At 69.3% G+C, this 21789-nt stretch carries 17 protein-coding genes and 1 tRNA gene; 2 read left to right on the top strand and 16 right to left on the bottom strand.

Going from position 1 to position 21789, the window contains the following annotated elements:
- Positions 1 to 32 precede the first annotated feature (32 nt).
- The 13 genes from B100_RS0111160 to B100_RS0111100 form a co-directional block, all read right to left on the bottom strand.
- Positions 33 to 710 (bottom strand): low molecular weight phosphatase family protein, encoded by a 678-nt coding sequence (locus tag B100_RS0111160; RefSeq protein ID WP_024884515.1) that lies wholly within the window; start codon positions 708 to 710, stop codon positions 33 to 35.
- Entirely contained in the window at positions 707 to 1354 is a 648-nt protein-coding gene (locus B100_RS0111155) for an L-threonylcarbamoyladenylate synthase (RefSeq protein ID WP_024884514.1), read from the bottom strand. The genes B100_RS0111160 and B100_RS0111155 overlap by 4 nt, the downstream gene beginning before the upstream one ends.
- Before the next feature lie 56 nt (positions 1355 to 1410).
- Entirely contained in the window at positions 1411 to 2250 is an 840-nt protein-coding gene (gene prmC / locus B100_RS0111150; protein ID WP_024884513.1) for a peptide chain release factor N(5)-glutamine methyltransferase, read from the bottom strand.
- Positions 2251 to 2320: 70 nt separating this feature from the next.
- Entirely contained in the window at positions 2321 to 3388 is a 1068-nt protein-coding gene (prfA, locus tag B100_RS0111145) for a peptide chain release factor 1 (protein ID WP_024884512.1), read from the bottom strand.
- Between the two features lie 106 nt (positions 3389 to 3494).
- Entirely contained in the window at positions 3495 to 3716 is a 222-nt protein-coding gene (gene rpmE / locus B100_RS0111140) for a 50S ribosomal protein L31 (RefSeq protein ID WP_024884511.1), read from the bottom strand.
- Between the two features lie 167 nt (positions 3717 to 3883).
- Positions 3884 to 5647: a trypsin-like serine protease gene (locus B100_RS0111135; protein ID WP_024884510.1), complete on the bottom strand. Its 1764-nt coding sequence runs from the start codon at positions 5645 to 5647 to the stop codon at positions 3884 to 3886.
- A 180-nt stretch (positions 5648 to 5827) separates the two neighbouring features.
- Positions 5828 to 7966, bottom strand: coding sequence for a transcription termination factor Rho (gene rho, locus B100_RS0111130; protein WP_024884509.1), 2139 nt, complete (start codon positions 7964 to 7966; stop codon positions 5828 to 5830).
- A 418-nt stretch (positions 7967 to 8384) separates the two neighbouring features.
- Positions 8385 to 9302: a homoserine kinase gene (thrB, locus tag B100_RS0111125; protein ID WP_024884508.1), complete on the bottom strand. Its 918-nt coding sequence runs from the start codon at positions 9300 to 9302 to the stop codon at positions 8385 to 8387.
- A 425-nt stretch (positions 9303 to 9727) separates the two neighbouring features.
- Complete coding sequence (gene thrC, locus B100_RS0111120) at positions 9728 to 10786, bottom strand: threonine synthase (protein ID WP_024884507.1); 1059 nt, start codon at positions 10784 to 10786, stop codon at positions 9728 to 9730.
- 6 nt (positions 10787 to 10792) lie between these two features.
- A complete protein-coding gene (locus B100_RS0111115) occupies positions 10793 to 12085 on the bottom strand; it encodes a homoserine dehydrogenase (RefSeq protein ID WP_024884506.1) in 1293 nt (430 codons plus the stop codon).
- Between the two features lie 169 nt (positions 12086 to 12254).
- Positions 12255 to 13646: a diaminopimelate decarboxylase gene (lysA, locus tag B100_RS0111110; protein WP_024884505.1), complete on the bottom strand. Its 1392-nt coding sequence runs from the start codon at positions 13644 to 13646 to the stop codon at positions 12255 to 12257.
- 17 nt (positions 13647 to 13663) lie between these two features.
- The gene (nrtL, locus tag B100_RS0111105) at positions 13664 to 14701 is read right to left on the bottom strand and encodes an ArgS-related anticodon-binding protein NrtL (protein WP_024884504.1); all 1038 of its coding nucleotides are present in this window, start codon (positions 14699 to 14701) and stop codon (positions 13664 to 13666) included.
- 97 nt (positions 14702 to 14798) lie between these two features.
- Positions 14799 to 15287: a response regulator gene (locus tag B100_RS0111100; RefSeq protein WP_486585624.1), complete on the bottom strand. Its 489-nt coding sequence runs from the start codon at positions 15285 to 15287 to the stop codon at positions 14799 to 14801.
- A 153-nt stretch (positions 15288 to 15440) separates the two neighbouring features.
- Here B100_RS0111100 and B100_RS0111095 point away from each other — a divergent pair.
- Both B100_RS0111095 and B100_RS0111090 read left to right on the top strand, forming a co-directional pair.
- Positions 15441 to 15515, top strand: a tRNA-Arg gene (locus tag B100_RS0111095).
- 602 nt (positions 15516 to 16117) lie between these two features.
- Positions 16118 to 18538, top strand: a complete 2421-nt coding sequence (locus B100_RS0111090) for a serine/threonine-protein kinase (RefSeq protein WP_024884502.1) — start codon at positions 16118 to 16120, stop codon at positions 18536 to 18538.
- 297 nt (positions 18539 to 18835) lie between these two features.
- On the opposite strand, the gene B100_RS0111085 is transcribed toward B100_RS0111090, so the two are convergent.
- From B100_RS0111085 to B100_RS0111075, 3 genes are read right to left on the bottom strand one after another with little or no spacing between them, the layout of a single operon-like run.
- Complete coding sequence (locus B100_RS0111085; protein WP_024884501.1) at positions 18836 to 20209, bottom strand: tyrosine-type recombinase/integrase; 1374 nt, start codon at positions 20207 to 20209, stop codon at positions 18836 to 18838.
- Positions 20206 to 20400 carry a helix-turn-helix domain-containing protein gene (locus B100_RS0111080; RefSeq protein WP_024884500.1) on the bottom strand — a complete coding sequence of 65 codons (195 nt, stop codon included), beginning with the start codon at positions 20398 to 20400 and terminating at the stop codon, positions 20206 to 20208. Before B100_RS0111080 ends, B100_RS0111085 begins: the two co-directional genes overlap by 4 nt.
- The gene (locus B100_RS0111075; protein ID WP_024884499.1) at positions 20373 to 21695 is read right to left on the bottom strand and encodes a replication initiator; all 1323 of its coding nucleotides are present in this window, start codon (positions 21693 to 21695) and stop codon (positions 20373 to 20375) included. The genes B100_RS0111080 and B100_RS0111075 overlap by 28 nt, the downstream gene beginning before the upstream one ends.
- Positions 21696 to 21789 lie beyond the last annotated feature (94 nt).

Genomic DNA, 21789 nt, shown 5'->3' with positions numbered 1-21789 from the left:
CCCGTCGCTTCGTCCGGGAGGCGGCCGGCCGCTCAGGTCCGCGCCGGCACTCCGGTCAGCGCCGTCACCACCGGGTCCAGCGCCTGGTGTATCTCGTCGCCGATGGAGCGGAAGAAGGACAGCGGGGCGCCGTACGGGTCGTGGACCTCGTCCGCCTCGGCCGTGGGCGCCAGGAGCCAGCCGCGCAGGGCGGCGGCGGCGCGGACCAGGGCGCGGGCGCGCATGACCAGCCCGTCCTCCAGGGGCGGCAGGGTCGCCGGGTCGATCGCGTCGACCAGGCGGGTGAACTCCTTCAGCGTGAAGGTGCGCAGCCCCGCCGAGTGGCCCATGGAGATGACCTGGGCGCGGTGGTCGCGGGTCGCGGTCAGCACGAGGTCGGCGCGGATGACGTGCTCGTCGAGCAGCTCCCGGCCCGTGAAGCCGGAGGCGTCCGCGCCGTACTCCCCCAGCACGGTCTCCGCGTGGGACTCCATCGGCGCGCCCTCGTGCCCCCAGGTGCCGGCGCTCTCGACGATCAGCCCGCCGCCCAGGACACCGAGGCGCTGGTGCACGAAATGCCGGGTCAGCCGCTCGGTGATGGGCGAGCGGCACACGTTTCCGGTGCTGACGTGGAGGATGCGGAAGCTGTCGCGCGGAAACCCGAAGGTCGTCGTCACCTCCGCGTCGGATTCCCCGTTGCCTATGCCACGCCCCGCCTCAGGGGCCGTCAATTCGCCACCTCGAGGTCGGGTACCACCTTGCGCAGTTCGTCGGGCGAGAGGGCGCCCTCGCGCAGCAGCACCGGCACCGGGCGGGTCACGTCGACGATGGACGACGGCACGTTGCCCGGGGTGGGCCCGCCGTCCAGGTAGACGGAGACGGAGTCGCCGAGCATCTCCTGCGCGGCGTCGCAGTTCTCCGGCGCCGGGTGGCCGCTGAGGTTGGCGGAGGAGACGGCCATCGGGCCGACCTCGGTGAGCAGTTCGATGGCCACGGGGTGCAGTGGCATGCGCACCGCGACGGTGCCGCGGGTGTCGCCGAGGTCCCACTGGAGCGACGGCTGGTGGCGGGCGACCAGCGTCAGCGCGCCCGGCCAGAACGCGTCGACCAGTTCCCAGGCCATCTCCGAGAAGTCGGTGACCAAGCCGTGCAAGGTGTTCGGGGAGCCGATGAGGACGGGGCTCGGCATGTTGCGGCCGCGGCCCTTGGCCTGCAGCAGGTCGCCGACGGCCTCGGAGCTGAACGCGTCGGCGCCGATGCCGTACACCGTGTCGGTCGGCAGCACCACGAGCTCGCCCCGGCGCACGGCGGACGCGGCCTCGCGCAGACCGGTCGTGCGGTCGGTCGCGTCGTTGGTGTCGTATCGCCGAGCCATCTAGCGGGCCTCCTCGTACACGTGCTGCTGGGGGGAAGAAGTATGCGCCGTGCCGGTCACGGCAGCGCCTTGCGTGCGGTGGCGAACCGGGGGCGGTTGTTCAGGTCGGGGTGGTCGGCCGCGTCGGTCCAGCCGCGGTCCTCGGCGAAGATCCACGGCACCTGGCCGCCCTGCGTGTCGGCGTGCTCGACGACGACCACCCCGCCGGGGCGCAGCAGCCGGTGCGCGGTGCGTTCCAGGCCCCGGATCAGCTCCAGGCCGTCCTCACCGGAGAACAGCGCGAGCTCGGGGTCGTAGTCACGGGCCTCGGGGGCGACGTACTCCCACTCGGTGAGCGGGATGTAGGGCGGGTTGGAGACCACCAGGTCGACCTGGCCGTCCAGGTCCGGGAAGGCCGTCAGGGCGTCGCCCTGGCGCAGTTCGACCCTGGACCCCTCCATGTTCCTGCGGGTCCACCTGAGGGCGTCCTCGGACAGCTCCACGGCGTACACGCGGGACCGGGGCACCTCCTGGGCGAGCGCGAGGGCGATCGCGCCGGAGCCGGTGCACAGGTCGACGATGCACGGCTCGACGACGTCCATCGCGCGCACGGCGTCTATGGCCCACCCGACCACCGACTCGGTCTCCGGGCGGGGCACGAACACCCCGGGACCGACCTGGAGCTCCAGGTAGCGGAAGTACGCCCGGCCGGTGATGTGCTGGAGCGGCTCGCGGGCCTCACGGCGGGCGATGACCTCCCAGTACCGGGCGTCGAAGTCGGAGTCCTTCACCGTGTGCAGCTCGCCGCGCTTGACGCCGTGCACGAACGCGGCGAGCTCCTCCGCGTCGGTGCGCGGCGAGGGCACGCCCGCGTCGGCGAGCCGCTGGGTGGCCTGGGCCACCTCGGCGAGCAGCACGCCGCGGGGGTTTGGGGGTCGCCCCCCAATGTGTTGCTGCACGCTGGTCCTCCGGACTGTCTTCGGGTTCTTACGCGGCGGCGAGCTTGGCGGCCGAGTCCGCGTCGACGCAGGCCTGGATCACCGAGTCGAGGTCGCCGTCCAGGACCTGGTCCAGGTTGTACGCCTTGAAGCCGACGCGGTGGTCCGAGATGCGGTTCTCCGGGTAGTTGTACGTGCGGATCTTCTCGGAGCGGTCGACGGTGCGGACCTGGCTTCGGCGGGCGTCGGCGGCCTCCCGCTCCGCCTCCTCCTGCGCCGCGGCGAGGAGCCTGGAGCGCAGGATACGCAGTGCCTGCTCCTTGTTCTGCAACTGGCTCTTCTCGTTCTGGCAGGAGGCGACGACACCGGTCGGCAGGTGCGTGATGCGCACGGCGGAGTCGGTGGTGTTGACCGACTGCCCGCCGGGGCCGGACGAGCGGTAGACGTCGATGCGCAGGTCGTTCGGGTTGATCTCGACGTCGACCTCCTCCGCCTCGGGGGTCACCAGGACGCCCGCGGCCGAGGTGTGGATGCGGCCCTGCGACTCGGTGGCGGGCACCCGCTGCACGCGGTGCACCCCGCCCTCGTACTTCATCCGGGCCCACACGCCCTGGCCGGGTTCGATCTGGCCGCGGGACTTCACGGCGACCTGGACGTCCTTGTAGCCGCCCAGCTCGGACTCGGTGGCGTCGATGATCTCGGTCTTCCAGCCGACGCGCTCGGCGTAGCGCAGGTACATGCGCAGCAGGTCACCGGCGAACAGGGCGGACTCGTCGCCTCCCGCGCCCGCCTTGATCTCGAGGATGACGTCCTTGTCGTCGCTGGGGTCGCGCGGGACCAGCAGCAGCCGCAGCTTCTCGGTGAGCTCCTCGCGCCGCGCCTCAAGGTCCTTGACCTCGGCGGCGAACTCCGGGTCGTCGGCGCCCAGTTCGCGCGCGGTCTCGATGTCGTCGCCGTGCTGCTTCCAGGAGCGGTACGTGGCGACGATCGGGGTGAGCTCGGCGTAGCGCTTGTTCAGCTTGCGCGCGTTGGCCTGATCGGCGTGGACCGACGGGTCGGCGAGCTTCTTCTCCAGGTCGGCGTGCTCGGCGACGAGTTCCTCGACGGCCTCGAACATCTTGGGCTCCTGCTGGTACGTGGGTGAAGGGCGGGCGACCAAAAACGCCGGTCCCGGCCTGCCCCCGGGCGGGGGGCGTGGCCGTGGACCGGCGATTGGAGGCTCGCTACTTCTTGGAGCCGGCAGCCTTGCCGAAGCGGGCCTCGAAGCGGGCCACACGGCCACCGGTGTCGAGGATCTTCTGCTTGCCCGTGTAGAACGGGTGGCACTCGGAGCAGACCTCGGCGCGGATGTTGCCGCCGGTGATCGTGCTGCGGGTGGTGAACGACGCGCCACAGGTGCAGCTGACCTGCGTCTCGACGTACTCGGGGTGGATGTCGCGCTTCAAGGTGTCTCCTAAATTCCGGGAGGGCACCGGGTCGCATCCGCGGGATGCGGGGCGTGAACCGGGGCCGACGTACCAGTCTGCCAGGACTGGCGCCGTCTCCCAAAACGGGGGTGGCCCCGGGATCATTCCCGGGGCCACCCCCGTGGTGCTCACGGACGGGCGGAGGCTCAGCCCAGCAGGTCGTAATTCTGGTAGCCGGTGCCCATGGAGACCCGCGCCGAGAAGAACGGCGCGGCGTTGCGGCCGGTGCCGCGGTAGGCGTACAGCGTGCCGCTCGGCGTGCGGGCCAGCAGGTCCGCCTTGCCGTCGCCGCTGACGTCGCCGACCGTGACGATCGCGTTGTACGTGGTGCTCTTCCACGTGGCCAGCTTGGTCCGGCCGGTGAAGGAGCCGGAGCCGGCCTTGCCGGTGCCCTTGTACAGGTACAGGTCGCCGGTGCTGCGGACACGGGCCACGAGGTCCGTGCGGCCGTCGCCGGTGAAGTCACCGTGACCGCGCAGGACGTCGAACCCGGCCCAGCCCGTGCCCGTCTTCAGACGGGCCGAGAAGGTGCCGTTGCCCTTGCCCGGGTACGTCCACAGGACGCCCGCGGAGTCCACCATCAGCAGATCGGGCACGTAGTCGCCGGTCACGTCACCGGGGGTGACGATCTGGCGGACGGACTTCCAGCCGGTGCTGAGCCGCTTGGTGGCCCAGCTGTTGCTGGAGATCACGTAGTGCGCCCAGTACAGGGTCCCGTCGGTGGCGCGGTAGACGAGGTCCTGGTAGCCGTCGCGGTCGAGGTCGGTCTGCAGGACGACGTTGACGCCCCTCCAGTCCCCCCACTCCTCCTGGGCGGCGAACTTGGAGGTCAGCGAGTTCCGTGAGTAGCCGACACCCGTGGACTTCTTGCGGGCCCACAGGTCCGCGCGGTGGTCACCGTTGATGTCGGTGTCGTCGATGCGCGGGTAGGTGACGCCGACGTAGCTGGTCACCTTGGTGAAGACGCCGTAGGCGCCGCTCGCCACGCAGTCCTCGACGCCCCAGGAGACGACGCCGACGATCCGGTTGTTGACCACCAGCGGGCCGCCGGAGTCGCCGTTGCAGGCCGTCGTCGTACCGGCGTCGCTGCCGGTGGCCGGGTTGCCCGCGCAGACCATGTGGCCGCGGACGTAGTCGCTGCCCCAGGCGCCGCCGCAGGTGGCGTCCGACTGGATCGGCAGCGACGCCGTCTTCAGGACCTCGGAGATCTCGTCGTTGGTGGAGGTGGTGCGCCCCCAGCCGTAGACCCGGGCGGTGGTGCCGGCCGCGTACGAGGCGGTGTCGCCCGCGGTCGTCATGCGCAGCGGGGTCGCCTTCACCGGCACCGGCAGCGTGAGCAGCGCGATGTCGTTGTCGATGGTGTCCGCGTTGTAGGCCGGGTTGTTCCACTGCCGCCAGACACCGGTGGCGGTGCCGCCGTGCAGGTCGCCGCCCGCGGACGGCAGCTGGGCGGTGCCCGTGACGACGGCGCCGTTCTGGTACCAGTTGTAGCCCTTGACGCAGTGCGCGGCGGTGAGGATCTTCGTCGGCGCGACGACGGTGCCGCCGCAGAAGAAGCTGATGCCGTTGACCGGGTCGTAGTAGTGCAGCTGCGCCATCCAGGGCGCGGAGGCGATCGTGGTGGTGGTGCCACCGATGATCTTCGCGTCGATGCCGGACCCGGTCTTGCCGCTCGTGGTGAGCGGCGCCTTGTCCTTCGCGCGCGCGGCCTCGTCAGCCGCCATCGAGCCGACGATGCGGCGGACCAGTTCGGCCTGGGACGGCGACTCCATCGCCGGAGCGACCGTCGGCCGCGGCGGCGCGGGTGCGGCCTGGGCGGCCGGCGCCGACAGCAGCGCCGCGCCGACGGCCGCGGCGGCACCGGCCGCGACGACGGCGAACCGGCGTCTGCGACGGCCGGGTCCGGACATGGGTGTATCCATGCAATTCCCCCCTCGGGATGCTGAGTTCGGGCTCTAAATCCTGTTCAAGGAGAGCCCGGAGCAGCGTGATCGTACACCTGTCCGACCACATCTGTGCACGAAAAACGGCCGTCCCGTGAAGGGACGGCCGTTCGTCGTGCCCGCGCGAGGGCCCGAGAAGGGGTGACGTCAGTCGCCGTTGCCCGGCGTCGGCGTCGTCTTCTGGATCTGCATCAGGAACTCGGCGTTCGACTTGGTCTGCTTCATCTTGTCGAGAAGCAGTTCGATCGCCTGCTGCGAGTCGAGCGCGTGCAGCACCCGGCGCAGCTTCCAGGTGATGGCCAGCTCGTCGCTGCCGAGCAGGATCTCTTCCTTACGGGTGCCGGACGCGTCGACGTCCACCGCGGGGAAGATGCGCTTGTCGGCGAGCTTCCGGTCGAGCTTGAGCTCCATGTTGCCGGTGCCCTTGAACTCCTCGAAGATCACCTCGTCCATGCGGGACCCGGTGTCCACCAGGGCGGTGGCGAGGATGGTCAGCGAGCCGCCGTCCTCGATGTTGCGGGCCGCACCGAAGAAGCGCTTCGGCGGGTACAGGGCGGTCGAGTCGACACCACCGGACAGGATGCGGCCGGAGGCCGGGGCGGCGAGGTTGTACGCACGGCCCAGGCGCGTGATCGAGTCGAGCAGCACGACGACGTCGTGACCCAGCTCCACCAGGCGCTTGGCGCGCTCGATGGCGAGCTCGGCGACCGTGGTGTGGTCCTCGGCCGGGCGGTCGAAGGTCGAGGAGATGACCTCGCCCTTCACCGACCGCTGCATGTCGGTGACCTCTTCCGGACGCTCGTCGACGAGGACGACCATCAGGTGGCACTCGGGGTTGTTGTGGGTGATCGCGTTGGCGACCGCCTGCATGATCATGGTCTTGCCGGTCTTCGGCGGGGCCACGATCAGACCGCGCTGGCCCTTGCCGATCGGCGACACGAGGTCGATGATCCGCGTGGTCAGCACGCCCGGGTCGGTCTCCAGACGGAGCCGGTCCTGCGGGTACAGCGGGGTCAGCTTGTTGAACTCCGGGCGGCCACGGCCGTGTTCGGGCGCCATGCCGTTGACGGAGTCCAGGCGGACCAGCGCGTTGAACTTCTCGCGCCGCTCGCCTTCCTTGGGCTGGCGGACCGCACCGGTGATGTGGTCGCCCTTGCGCAGACCGTTCTTGCGGACCTGGGCGAGGGAGACGTACACGTCGTTCGGGCCGGGCAGGTAGCCGGAGGTCCGGATGAAGGCGTAGTTGTCGAGGATGTCCAGGATGCCCGCGACCGGGATCAGGACGTCGTCCTCGTTGATCTGCGGCTCCTGCACCTCGTCGCGGCCACGGCGGCCACGGCGGTCGCGGTAGCGGCCACGACGGCCACGGCGGCCGCTTCCGTCGTCGTCGTACCCGTCGTCCTGACGGCCCCCGCCACCCTGCTGGTTCTGCTGACGGCCGCCGCCCTGGCTCTGCTGCTGGTCGTCGCCCTTGCCCCGGCGGTCGCCGCGGTCACCACGGTCACCACGGTCGCCGCGGTCACCTCGGTCGCCGCGGTCACCTCGGTCGCCGCGGTCACCTCGGTCGCCGCGGTCACCTCGGTCGCCGCGGTCACCTCGGTCGCCGCGGTCACGGTCGCGGCCGCGGTCGCGCCGGTCGCGGCGGCGGCCCTCGCCGCCGTCCTGGTCGGACTTGCCCTCACCCTGCTGCTGCGCCGGGCTGTCGTTCTTGGTGTCGGTCTTCGCCTCGGCCGTGATCGTCTCGGTCGCGGCGGACGGGGCGCCGGCCTCGGCGGTGGCGCGACGGCGGCGACGCTCGGCGGGGGCGCTCTCGGCGGCCTGCTCGGTGTCGGAGGCCTTCGGCGAGGGCTGGCCGGGGATGTCGATCTGCTGCTGGGCCGCGGCCTTGTCGGCGGGCGCCTGCTCGTCCTTGGCCTCGGCCTTCTTGCCGGCCTTCTCCGCCTTCTCGGCCGTGTCGCCCGTGCGGGTGCGGGAGGTGGCGCGGCGCTTGGGCTTGGTCTCGCCGGCGGCCTCGGCCTTGGCCGGGGCGTCCGCGGAGGGGGCACCCGAACCCGCGGCCTGCGCCTCCTTGATGACCTCGATCAGCTGGCTCTTGCGCATCCGCGCGGTGCCCCTGATACCGAGGCCGGATGCGACCTGCTGCAGCTCGGCCAGCACCATGCCCTCGAGGCCGGTACCGCGGCGCCGCCGGGAGCCGGCACCGGTGGCAGGCGCGGAAGCGTCCGTGGCGGGCGCGGCAGCGGTCTCCTCGACACGTGCGCCCATCAGATCGGTGGTGTCGCTCACGAAGGGTCCTTCCCTGGAGCGGACGTCGGCCTGTCTGGCTCGGCGACCGGTTGTGCTGTCCGGCATCGTTCCCTGGTGTGTGGACCGTGCCGGGGCGGTGGTCCGCCTCAGCGGCGGAAGAGATATCTGGTGATGGCGCTACCTCGAGCCGTGGCACCCAGTGTCACGTGGCGCGGTCGCACCGGTTCCGAAGCTCCCCCAGAGGGGGTACCCCCACTGGCGGGCCGTTCAGTGTTCGCGTACCACGTACGGCCTGCGTACGTCGCAGTGAGCACAGTGCGGCTTGGGGGGCTCCCGGAAGAATGTCTGTCCCGGACGGGGACACGAGGCACCTCGCCATGGTGGGGTCGGGTGCAGACCTGAGGTTAACACTACCGGATCCAACAAACATTCCCCCTCTCCAAATCCGGCAACCGTGTCAGGTGGCGAGCGGAAGGACGCTCGCTCCCTGGACGTCGAGCCCGAGCCGGTTCGCGGCCCAGTCGGTGCCGGCCAGTGCTTCGACCTTGTCGGCCGTGCCCGCGTCGGCCAGCGCCATCACCGTGGGTCCGGCGCCGGAGATCACGGCGGGGATTCCGTCCCCGCGCAGCCGCTCCACCAGTGCGGCGCTCTCCGGCATGGCCGGGGCGCGGTACTCCTGGTGCAGACGGTCCTCGGTGGCGGGCAGCAGCAGTTCGGGGCGCCGGGTCAGCGCCTCGACGAGCAGGGCCGCCCGGCCCGCGTTGGCGGCGGCGTCGACATGCGGCACGGTGCGCGGGAGCAGTCCGCGCGCGGTCTCGGTGAGGACCGGCTTCGCGGGCACGAAGACCACCGGAACGATGGATTCGGCGGGCTCCATCCTGATCGCCCGGGCGGCGCCGCCCTCCAGCCAGGACAGGGTGAACCCGCCGAGCAGGCAGGCCGCGACGTTGTCGGGGTGGCCCTCGATCTCGGTGGCCAGCTCCAGCAGCGCGGTGTCGTCGAGCTTGGCGTCGGCGCCTATCGTGACGGCGCGCGCGGCGACGATCCCGGCGCAGATGGCGGCCGACGAGGAGCCGAGGCCCCGGCCGTGCGGGATGCGGTTGGCGCAGACGATCTCCAGCCCGCGCGGCTGTCCGCCGAGCAGGTCGAAGGCGGTGCGCAGGGAGCGTACGAGAAGGTGGCGCTCGTCCCGCGGGAGGGTCTCACTGCCCTCACCGGCGATGTCGATGTGCAGCCCGGAGTCCGCCACCCGGACGACGACGTCGTCGTAGAGGCCCAGCGCGAGGCCGAGGGCGTCGAAGCCCGGGCCGAGGTTGGCGCTGGTGGCGGGGACGCGCACCCGGACGGCGGCGGCGCGGAACGCGGGACCGGCCATCGCTCGAAGACTCTCCTTGAGCTGCGTGGACTGTCGAATGACGTTCGATGGACATTCGATGGCGTACGAGAACCCTGGGGCCGCCGCCGGCCGGGCTGGCCGGCCGCTTGCGGGCCGCCCCGGGTCACTGGCGGGGACCACGGGGACGACGCACTACCGCGGCATATGCGGCGGGCGGGTTCAGTACAGCCTATCGAAGGAAGGTTCACCTGCGACATAGGGCGCACAGGAGGCGCACGATGCGTGTCGAAAGCCCCCTGTGCACCCCCTGTGGTGAGCGTCCCCAGGCAGGCGCGTCCTTACGCCGGTTGCGCGGATCCGCGTCGCCGGGAGCGCGCGGATTCGCACGGGCCGGACGAGCCCGGGCCGCCGTGGGCCGCACGAGGCAAGTCGCCGTGGGCGGGACGAGCCAGGGCCGCCGTGGGTCAGGCGAGACCGAGCCGCTGGGCGGCCGTGGCGGCGTCGACCGGGACGGTGACCGGCTGCGGGGCGCCGGCGACGGCCCAGTCGGGGTCCTTCAGACCGTTGCCGGTGACGGTGCAGACGATCCTCTGTCCGGGATCGACCTTGCCCTGCTCGGCCGCCTTCAGCAGACCGGCCACCGACGCGGCGGACGCGGGCTCCACGAAGACGCCCTCCTGGGAGGCCAGCAGCCGGTAGGCGCGCAGGATCTCACGGTCCGTCACCTCCTCGATGTGACCGCCCGACTCGTCGCGAGCGGCGAGCGCGAAGTCCCACGAGGCGGGGTTGCCGATGCGGATGGCCGTGGCGATGGTCGACGGGTCCTTGACCACCTCGCCGCGCACGATCGGCGCGCTGCCGGACGCCTGGTAGCCCCACATACGCGGGGTCCGGGTGCTGACGCCGTCGACGGCGTACTCCTTGTAGCCCTTCCAGTACGCGGTGATGTTGCCCGCGTTGCCCACCGGCAGGACGTGGATGTCGGGGGCGTCGCCCAGCATGTCCACGATCTCGAAGGCGGCCGTCTTCTGCCCCTCGATGCGCACCGGATTGACCGAATTGACCAGCGCCACCGGGTAGTTGTCGCTCAGCGCGCGGGCCAGCGTGAGGCAGTCGTCGAAGTTGCCGTCGACCTGGAGGATCTTCGCGCCGTGCACCAGGGCCTGGCCCATCTTGCCCAGCGCGATCTTGCCCTGCGGCACCAGCACGGCGGAGACCATGCCGGCGCGCACGCCGTACGCGGCGGCGGAGGCGGAGGTGTTGCCGGTGGAGGCGCAGATGACCGCCTTGGCGCCCTCCTCCTTCGCCCGCGAGATGGCCATGGTCATGCCGCGGTCCTTGAAGGACCCGGTCGGGTTCGCGCCCTCGACCTTGAGGTGGACCTCGCAGCCGGTGCGCTCGGAGAGCACCTGCGCGGGCACGAGCGGCGTACCGCCCTCACGGAGCGTCACGACCGGCGTGGTGTCCGACACCGGAAGCCGGTCCCGGTACTCCTCGATGATTCCGCGCCACTGGTGGGTCATTGCTGGTTACTCTCCTTCAACCCGCATGATGCTGGCGACACCACGCACGGTGTCGAGCTTGCGCAACGCCTCCACGGTCCCGCCGAGGGCCGCGTCGGACGCACGGTGGGTGACGACGACGAGCGACGCCTCCCCGTCCTTGCCTTGCTGGCGGACCGTGTCGATCGAGACACCGTGCTCCGCGAACACGGTGGCGACCTGGGCGAGCACACCCGGTTTGTCGGCCACGTCCAGGCTGATGTGGTAGCGCGTGACGACCTCGCCCATCGGCGAGACGGGCAGCGCCGCGTACGCGGACTCGCCGGGACCGGTGGTCCCGTTGATCCGGTGGCGGGCGACGGCGACCAGGTCGCCGAGCACCGCGGAGGCGGTCGGCGCGCCGCCGGCGCCGGGGCCGTAGAACATCAGCTGGCCGGAGGCGTCCGACTCGACGAACACGGCGTTGTAGGCGCCCCGCACGGAGGCCAGGGGGTGGCTGAGCGGGATCATCGCCGGGTGCACGCGCGCGGTGACGGACGCGCCGTCCTCGGCCCGCTCGCAGATGGCGAGCAGCTTGATGGTGCAGCCCATCTCCTTGGCGGAGGCGAAGTCCGCGGCCGTCACCTCGGTCATGCCCTCGCGGTGGACGTCGTCGAGGCGCACGCGGGTGTGGAAGGCGATCCCGGCGAGGATGGCGGCCTTGGCGGCGGCGTCGAAGCCCTCGACGTCGGCGGTCGGGTCGGCCTCGGCGTACCCGAGCGCGGTGGCCTCGTCGAGGGCCTCCTGATACCCCGCCCCCGTGCTGTCCATCTTGTCGAGGATGAAGTTGGTGGTGCCGTTGACGATGCCGAGCACCCGGTTGACCTTGTCGCCGGCGAGGGACTCGCGCAGCGGGCGGATCAGCGGGATGGCGCCGGCCACGGCGGCCTCGTAGTAGAGGTCCTTGCCCTGCTCCTCGGCGGCGGCGTGCAGCGCGGCGCCGTCCTGGGCGAGGAGGGCCTTGTTGGCGGAGACGACGGAGGCGCCGTGCTCGAAGGCGGTGGTGATGAGGGTCCGGGCGGGCTCGATGCCGCCGATGACCTCCACGACGATGTCGAGGTCGCCGCGTTTGACCAGGGCGGTGGCGTCGGTGGTGACCAGGGAGGGGTCGATGCCCTCGCGCACCTTGTCCGGGCGCCGTACGGCGACCCCGGCGAGCTCCACCGGGGCCCCGATGCGGGCGGCGAGGTCGTCGGCGTGCGTCGTCATGATGCGCGCCACCTCTGAGCCGACCACTCCACAGCCCAGCAGCGCCACCTTCAGCGGACGCGTACGCATCATCCGACCTCGTTTCCTGATTACCGTCTCGGTTGCACCAGTCTCACTCACCGAACGGGACTTTCTGCGCGAAGTCCGGATCGTGAGACATCTATTTCATTTCCATGACCGCGCCGGCGAAAGATCTTCCGCCGGCGCGGACGCCCTGTTCGGGGCCCCGTTCGGGGGCGTCTCAGCCGACGTCGAGCCGGAGCAGGTCCTCCTCCGTCTCCCGCCGCACGATGATCCGCGCCTGACCGTCCTTGACGGCGACCACCGGCGGCCGCAGCACGTGGTTGTAGTTGCTGGCCATGGACCGGCAGTACGCCCCGGTCGCCGGCACGGCGATCAGGTCACCCGGTGCCAGGTCACCCGGCAGGAACGCGTCCTTCACCACGATGTCACCGCTCTCGCAGTGCTTGCCGACGACCCGGGTGAGCATGGGCTCGGCGTCGGAGGAGCGGGAGACGAGGGAGACGCTGTACTCGGCGTCGTACAGGGCGGTGCGGATGTTGTCCGACATGCCGCCGTCGACGGAGACGTACGTCCGCAGCCCGTCGAGCTGCTTGACGGTGCCCACCTCGTAGAGCGTGAACGCGGTCGGGCCGACGATCGCGCGCCCCGGCTCGACGGAGATACGGGGGGTGCGCAGCTTCGCGGCCTCGCACTCGCGGGTGACGATCTCGGTGAGCGCCTTGGCGATCTCGTGCGGCTCGCGGGGGTCGTCGTCGCTGGTGTAGGCGATGCCGAGGCCGCCGCCGAGGTCGATCTCCGGCAGCTCGACGCCGTGCTCGTCGCGGATGTCCTTGAGCAGCCCGACCACGCGGTGCGCGGCGACCTCGAAGCCGGACATGTCGAAGATCTGCGACCCGATGTGCGAGTGGATGCCGATGACCTCGAGCCCGTCGAGCTGGAGCGCCCGCCGCACGGCCTCCGCGGCCTGCCCGCCGGCCAGCGGGATGCCGAACTTCTGGTCCTCGTGGGCGGTGGCGATGAACTCGTGGGTGTGCGCCTCGACACCGACGGTGATACGGATCTGCACCCGCTGCCGGGTGCCCAGCTCGCGGGCGATGTGGGCGACGCGGACGATCTCCTGGAAGGAGTCGAGGACGATCCGCCCGACGCCGGCCTCGACGGCCCGGCGGATCTCGGCGACGGACTTGTTGTTGCCGTGGAAGGCGATGCGCTCGGCGGGCATGCCGGCGGACAGGGCGGTGGCCAGCTCGCCGCCGGAGCAGACGTCGAGGTTCAGCCCCTCCTCGTTCAGCCACCGCACGACGGCGCGGGACAGGAACGCCTTGCCCGCGTAGAACACGTCGGCGTTCTCGCCGAAGGCGGTGCTCCAGGCGCGCGCCCGGGAGCGGAAGTCGTCCTCGTCGAGGACGTAGGCGGGGGTGCCGTACTCCTCGGCGATCCGCTTGACGTCGATCCCGCCGACGGTGAGCACGCCGTCGGCGTCACGGGTGACGGTCTGCGCCCACACCTTGGGGTCGAGGGCGTTGAGGTCGGCGGGCGGCGCGGAGTAGTGCCCCTCGGGGAGGACGTCGGCGTGACGGGGCCCGGCGGGGTGTGCGGAACGGCTCATGGCAGGTCTTGGGCTTCCTAGAGATGTTCGGGTGCGTCGATGCCGAGCAGGGACAGGCCGCCGGCCAGCACCGTCCCGGCGGCTTCGGCGAGGGCGAGCCGGGCACGGTGGGCGGCCGAGGGTTTCTCCTCACCGAGGGGCAGCATGACGGGCAGCAGCGGCGCGAGGGCGTCGGCGACGGCGACGAGATGCCGGGCGAGCCGGTCGGGGGCGCGGTGCGCGGCGGTGGCGGCGAGGACGCGGGGGTGGTCGGCGAGGGCCTGGTACAGCGCCGGCTGGTCCGCCACGACGCCCGGCTCTGCCCCGAACCCGAGATCGGCGGCATTACGCACAACCGCCCGGCTCCGGGCATGCGCGTACCGCACCCGGAACAGAGGGTTGCTCTCACGCTGCACCAGATGCTCGTCCCCGATGCGGGGCCGGTCGTGCGGCGCGGGATGCAGCAGGGCCCAGCGGGCGGCGTCACGACCGAGGGGGAGCGGATCGGAGGGCGCGGGAACGGGCCGGACACCGACCGCGGCGTTCTCGCCGCGGACGCCGTCGACATGTACGTCCAGCACGCTCCCCCACTCGGCCGGGAGCGGCCCCACGCACTCGGTGTGCACGAGGGCGCCCTGCGACCGGAGGACCCGGGCGATGGCATCGAGCTGAACGACAGCGCGCACTTCGCGGGCCGCGACCAGCCGTACGACTCCCTCCCCGGCGAGGGAGTCTCCGTGCCCGTACCGGCCCCCGCACCTCAGCACCTCACGCACGACCTCGACGGACGCGGCGCTCCCGAGGGAGATGTTGAGGAACCCTGGCCCGGAGACGACGACGTCGCTGATCCCGTCGGTACGGAGCAGTCGGGTGCGTAGCAGCTCGGCGACGGCGGGGGCGGGCTGCCCGGCGGGGCGGGCGAGCTGGAGGGCGACGTTGGTGGCGTAGTCGCCGCAGCCTCCGGGCCCGGGGGGCGTGACGACGACCCGCTCGGGCACGGCCACGGCGAGGTCTCCCTCGTCGACGGCACGGCGCACCGCGTGCAGCACGGTGCGGGAGAGCTCGACGGGGGTCACGGGACCAGCGTAGGCGAGGAGGGGGGTGGGTAGGCGAACAGGTTTGGCGCCTGTCCCGGGATGTGGACGCACGTGGACACGGCCGGACCTGCGGTTCTCAGCTGCCGGCGTGCCCGGCGGCGGCCTCGGCGTCACCGGGCCCGCGCACGCGCCCGAAAGGATCTGCGACGAGCGCGCGGACGAGCCGGACAAGCTCCTGCGGATCGAAGGGCTTGGCGAGAAAAGCGTCGACGCCGACGTCGAGCCCGCCCTCGACCTCGTGCTGGGTGCAGGCACTGACGACGACGAGGGGGACGTGGGCGGTACGGGGATCGGACCGCAGGCGCCCGGCGGTTCTGAGCCCGTCGAGGCGGGGCATGACGACGTCCAGGGTGATGAGGTCGGGCCGCACCTGATGCACGACTTCCAGACACTCGGCACCATCGGCCGCGGTCACCACCTCGAAGCCCTCCAGCTCGAGGTTGACCCTGATCAACTGCCGGATGACCTTGTTGTCGTCGACCACAAGAACCCGGCCCGAAGTGCTCGGCACGACTCGAGAGTAGGTCGGGACCGGCCACCGCGTCCGGCGTTTCCCCACTTCCACCCCGTCCGGGCGACGCGCCGCACGTCGGACCGCCGTCGGCAGGGCGACCGGCTGCACACCGGACCGACCTCGGCCGGCGCGGAAAGTGGTTCATGACCACCCCCGCGGAACTGGTAGTGTTCTACCCGTCGCCGCGATCACCGCGACCGACACGCCCCCGTAGCTCAGGGGATAGAGCAACGGCCTCCGGAGCCGTGTGCGCAGGTTCGAATCCTGCCGGGGGCACCACGGATTAGGTGCCCAAAGACCCCGTCACCAGCGGAAACGCTGAGAGCGGGGTCTTCGCGTATGTGCAGGCATGTGCGGCCCGGAGCGGGCGTATGCCGGGATCTGTGGACGAGGCGTGGACGGGATCTTGGCGCATCGCCGCAGGTAGGCCTGGGAACTGGAAGGACCTTAGACAGGGTGCGAGGGACCTCGGCAACGGGCGAGCCGATACACCTTGTCGCTCTTCGATCCGTAGCACGTGGTGGGTGCGGACCGAGGTGAACTCGTGCGCTCGGCCCGGTAGCGCGGACGAGACCCACAGCACCTCACCGAGGAGATCGGTGACGAACTGAACGTTCACGTCCTGCTCGCTCGGCCTAGTTTTCCGAGAGCACCGGAGTGCGACCGTTCACCGGATGTGGTCAGCCCCATAGTCGTGGACCCTCCGTCGAGCATGCTGCCGTGCGTTCGGCGCCCCTCCCCCCGCGGACCTCGCCGCCGGCCTCGGCAACCGGAGCCCAGGCCATAAATCCTTCCTGCAGAGAGGCTGTGGTCAAAGGCTCTTGGATGGGCAAGAATCTGCATACATCTGGCTTGTGCCACTGGAGTCCACAGGGGGGACTATGGCCGTCGACCAGCAGAGGATCGCTCGGTTCCTCAGCCGGAGCGAACTGCGCACCAAGATCGCAAACGTGCTTCGGGCCGCAGGCTTCAATATCGTGTGGGTCAACGAAGAGGCCGAAGGGAAGCGTTGGTCTCTTTTTCTGAAACTGCCCCAACGCTTGAGGGACCTCTTTGGAACTGCAAGGGAGGTCTTGGTGTGGGTAGTAGAATCCTCCGAGTTTCAGGCCAGAACTGTCACGCAAGCAGAGCAAATCATCAGCGAAGAGCGGCCTCGACTCTGCGAAGATTTCGCGATCATCGTAACCCTGGACTCCAACACGATGCGTCACGTATCGGAGACGGCAGAAACTCTGGACACAATTTTCCTCGGATTTGACGCAGAAGATTTTTCCTCTTACTCACCGTACGGGCCGTCTAGCTTCATCGAAGCCATGCAGCGTAGACTTTACGTGCGAGATCTTTACGACCTACCGTCGGCCGTCACAAGGGCTGAAGACTTCTTTGGCCGTCGCGGAATGGTGAGCGAGATCGCAACCAGCCTGCGGCGCGGTGGCCGACACGTAGGACTATTCGGTCTGCGTAAGATCGGCAAGACTTCTATGCTTTACAAGCTCCGCTCTACGCTGCAAACAACTGGAGATTCCTACATCGGGCACGTCGACATCGAGCGAATCGACGCCATCGAACCGTCCGCAGAAAATCTCCTGTGGAGTCTCGGAGAGTCGATCTACGATTCCCATCGCCACATTCGGAACATCACCACGCTCCAACTTTTTGGACGATACAGACTTTTCTCGTCGATTCCAGACAAGAGTGCGGTATTCGAGTTGTTTGATCACGACATTAGGGAGATCGTCCAAAAGACGAGCCGATCCATCGTCATGATGCTCGACGAGGTCGAGCTACTCTCTCCATCCACCCCGGGATCGGAATGGGGCTCTTCCTTCGTGCGGATCTGGCGGTTGCTACGCGGATTGGATCAGCAATTCCCTAACAGGCTGAGTTACTTTGTGACCGGAACCAACCCCAGCGCGTTCGAGGTGAGCACTATCGGAGGGCGCGAGAACCCGGTATACAATTACTTCAAGGTGCAATATTTGCACCCATTGGCAAAGGATGAGGTGGATGCCCTCCTCATTACCCTCGGGCACAAAATGGGACTCAGCTGGGAAACCGCAGCGTTGGAGAGGCTGGCTAGCGCAACAGGCGGACACCCTGCCCTGGTTAGGTCGCTAGGCTCGATCATTCATTCCGCCCGGCCCGAGGGAGACGTAAAATTCAGTGTCACACAGGCGGATGTCGTATCCGCCATCGACAGGTTTCTCGTAGAGAAGAGTTCACTACTCAGTCAGATCGTGGCGATTCTTGAGGAGCAGTACGAGGACGAGTACTACCTGCTGGAGCTCCTGGCTCACGGAAGGATTGGAGAATTCAGAGAATGTGTGACGGCGTTCCCTAAGGATACAGCCCACTTGGTGGGTTACGGGATTTGCGTAAACCCTGAAAGTTGCACAAGTCTACAGATTGAAATTCTGCAGACATTCCTGCAGAAGCAAAAGGAGCGCAGAGCCGCGGAGCCGACGAGTAAGCATTTGCCCCCTGGCTCCAGGGTTGACAGCTATGAGATCATTTCCTCAATTGGTTCTCCAGGAGGATTCGCGAAGGTTTACGAGGCCCGTACGTCCACCGGCGGCGAAAGAGTTGCTCTCAAGGTGTTCGACAACGGCCTACTCAGCGCTCTGCAGCGTGAAGTTGAACCTCTCCAAGAGATCGACCATCCGAACGTGGTGCGTGTCATTGACCACGGGAAGAGCGATGACGGCGCCGTCTACATGGCGATGGAGTTGCTGAGCGGCAAGCCTCTTAGGCACTTCTGCACAAGGTCCACCAGGGCTAGTGAAAATGATTGCATGAAGTGGCTCAGAGACATGTTGTCAGCAATGAGAGAGTTCCACCCAGATGATGTCCTGGTACAGCAACTTCGGCGGCATAACGAAATCAGCGCCCGTGACCTCATCCGTCTCGAGGAAGCCAGACACGGGTTCATTCACCGAGACATTAAGCCGGAGAACGTCATCATTTCAGAACGCGGCGCGGTTCTGATTGACTTCAACATCTCCGTGCGGGCTTCGGAGCAGATTCTCACCCGCAGTGCCACCCCCGGCTATCATCCGCCGGACGGCTTGGGGGTCACGTGGGACGTTGACGTGGATCTCTATCAACTCGGAGTCACGATGCTGCAGGCCGCTCTTGGGTCTGAATATTTTGAAGGGGCGGCAGACGACTTGCGCCTGGCAGCCAAGGAGGAATTGTCTATCGACCTCTCAAAAATCCTGCTAAAAATGACAAATCCGGCGCGAGAAGACAGGTATGCAAGCGCGGCTCAGGCATGGACGGAAGTCAGCAGGCAACTACCGTGACTTACGCCGAGTCCTGCCGGGAAGCACGTCGTGACCGCGGTTTCACCAGGCCGGTGCGCACACAGGCGATCATTCCTGTACCACTTCCAGCGCGTGAAACTCAGCTCCCACAAGACGCCCCCTGCTCCTGCAGCAACACTGGCGAAATCCCCATCGCAGGAGCATGAGACCACAGAACTGCGAAGCGCGCGACGCGGCGACTTGGCTCCCTCGCTTGGAACCGCACCACACATAAAACTCGGCACGAGGGAGGCCCCGGGCGGGATGCCCGGGGCCTCAGTGTCGGTGCAGTCCGTCTTACTCGTACTCGCGCAGAAGATCCTCGATACGCCGGTTGGCGACGTCCTGCCGTCCGTCGAGGCACTTCGCGTAGCGGGTCAGCAGGACCTCGACGTTGTTGCCGGCGCGTTCGGCCACCTCGGTCGGGTCGACGCCGGCGTTGAGCCACGTCGACAGCGCCGAGTGCCGGAGGTCGTACGGCCGACTCGCGAGCGGCGAGGCCGCGACGGCCGGCGGAAGCGCGAGGAGCCGGGCCTCCTGCCACACGCGGTAGTAGGTCGAGGACGGGACGACCGAGCCCTTCTCGCTGAAGAACAGCCGCCCGTCGTCCGCCGTGCCGAAGGTGGCCAGGTGCTCGCGGAGCACGGCGACGAGGTGGGGCGGGATCGGCACCCGCCTCACGTCCTCGGTCGGCCGGTTCTTCAGCCCGCGGTCGTCATGGGTCTCCCCCGAGTCGGTCCACTGCTTGCCGACGGACGGACGGGTCCGGTGGAGCAGCGCCGAGCCCCAGCCCTGCCCGGGAAGGTTCAGGTCCGTCTCGACGAGGCCGACCGCTTCCGCCGGCCGGAGACCGCCGAAGTACATGGCGGCGAACAGACCCACGAGGCGACGACCACGGGCACGCCGGTACCCGCCCACGTAGGAAACCGCCGCCAGCAGGTTTCGTGCTTGCTCCGGGTTGGCGACGACCCGCGGATCGACCTGGTTGGACACCTTCGGCTTCTGCCAGCGGACAGCCGTGATCGGGTTCTCCCGCAACTCCCCCAGGTCGACGGCGTAATTCGCGGCGTTGACGAGCGTCCGACGCTTGCGCCGCACCGTCTCCGCCGCTGCCGCCGTGCCGTCGAGCTTGAGCTTCAGCGAATCGAGGACCGCGCGAGCCGTGGCCGGTTCTGCAAGATCGGCGAGCGGCCGGGACGCTTTGGACACCCAGTGGAGAACGTTCCGCACGTCGTCCGGGACTTCCCGGTCATCGGGCCCAGGCAGCACGAAGGCCCAGTTGCGCAGTGCTCTGCGAATCACCTCGTCGGACGGCCGTCCGGCGCGCTCGTCGAGGAGCCCCAGCGTCACGCTGGTAAGGGCTTCGTTGATGCCGTCCCGTGTGTTGGGGGCGGCATGGGGCCACTTCATGGCGAGGTACCTGAGAGCGAAGGCGTACCACGACACGGCCGACTTCTTCTCTTCCATCGAAGCCGGAAGGCCCGACTCCGTGTCGAACTCCTCGCCGTCGCGCATCGCGCGCATGAGCTTCGTGCGGTAGTGGTCGGCAAGCGCCTTCGTCCGGAAGGACTCCGAGAAGACGTTGCCCGCAACAGACCAGCGAACCCCGTACGAGGGCGTCTTGGTGTCCCGCTTACGGACGCTCCAGACCTTCACGTCGAGGGACTTCACGCCGCCGCCTCCAACTGCCGCAGCCACATGGTGAAGTCACTCCGCCACACCCGGAGCTCCCCATTGGGCAACTTGAACGCAGCGGGGCCCTGGCCCAATTCGCGCCAGCGGTAGAAGGTGCGCCGGGACACCCCACCCAGCTCGGCAAGGATCTGCGGAACGGTCATGAGTTCGTCGCGTCGGCGGTCCATGTCGGTTCTCCTTCCGTTCCGGGAGCGGGTTCGAGGGTGGCGGCGAGCCAGCTTTCAGCGCCGGAGAGGCCGGTTCCGGCGAAAACCCAGTGCGCGAGGACGAGAGTCGTTTCCTGGGCGGTGTCGACGGCCGGATCGGCTTGGGCGCGGCGCCATGCGGCGCGGGCATCCCGGAGGGCGCCGAGGGTGGTGGAGTAGCGGCGGGACTTGGTGGAGAAGTGGCCGCGGAAGCCGAGCATGTGGGCCCAGGCCCGCAGGCGGAGGTCTGACAGGTCGGTGCGTGCGCCCAGGGTCCAGGCGGTGCGGACCATGCGCCGGGCGTGGTCAGTGATCCTCGCTTGTGCCAGCTCGGCGAGGAAGCGGATCGGCCGGTCGAGGGTGCCGGTCGCTCTCTCGGCGCCTTTGGTGGCGTACTTGGCGACGTACGCCGCTACGGCCCGCTCGGTCAGGTCCTGGCCGTCGCCGAAGTCGGCAGAGCGGATCGTACGGACGTCGAGCTGTCGGCCGAAGACGAAGGTGTGCGGCCGGCCGTCGACCTCCGGGCCGTCGACGCGAGCGGCAGCGGCGGCAGCACGGATGGCGTCGGTCAACAGCTCGGCCGTCGCCCAGGCCGGGGGCGCGGTCTCACCGCCTTCCGGGCCGTCGAGGCGGATTACCGCGTGGAAGTGGACGGCGCCACGCTTCTGGTACTCGGCCACCTTGGCGAAGGAGACCCGGGCATGGTCGCGGAAGGCCCGCTGGGTGAGGCCGGCTCGCTTGGCGACTTCCCGGCGGAGGTAGATCGAGAAGCGTTGCCAGAGAGCCCCGGCGTGCGCGTTCCACAGCACGGCCGCTTCGTAGTCGTACGTGTCCGGGTCGAGGGGCGTGCCCAGGGCCGGGTCCTGGCCGTCGTGGCGGATGCCGCAGCGGCAGGGGCGATCACCGGAGGGGCGGTTGTGGACCGGGCCGAAGCCGGGGGCGGTGAAGGTGGCGAAGACGCGCGGGTGGGTGGCGACCCGTTCGGGGGTGCCCTTGCCGCCGCGGAGTCCGGCGGTGATCAGGTGGTAGGTGTCGCGGCGGTAGGTCTCGGCGCAGGCCGCGCACCGGGTGGCGCGGCGGTTGTTGCAGCGGACGAGGAGCTGGCCGGCCGGGAGGGCGGAGGAGTCCAGATGGTGCAGGACGCGGCCGATCTCCCCGGTCGTCCGGTCCACCGCGTATTCGGTGCGGTGGCCGTCGAGACGTACCGGGCGGGTGCAGCCGCCCAGGCCGGACAGTTGACGGCCCAGCTCGGGCAGGGTGCCGAGGGAGGCCAGCATGGAGAGTTCCGCCAGCGGAGGCGGAGTCTGCCGGGTGATGATGGGAGTTCCTTTCGGCTGTCGTGACGGTTCGGAAGGGACGGCCCCGAGGCGG

The sequence above is a fragment of the Streptomyces sp. CNH189 genome (assembly GCF_000527195.1).
This window is presented reverse-complemented; position numbering and strand designations above follow the sequence as displayed.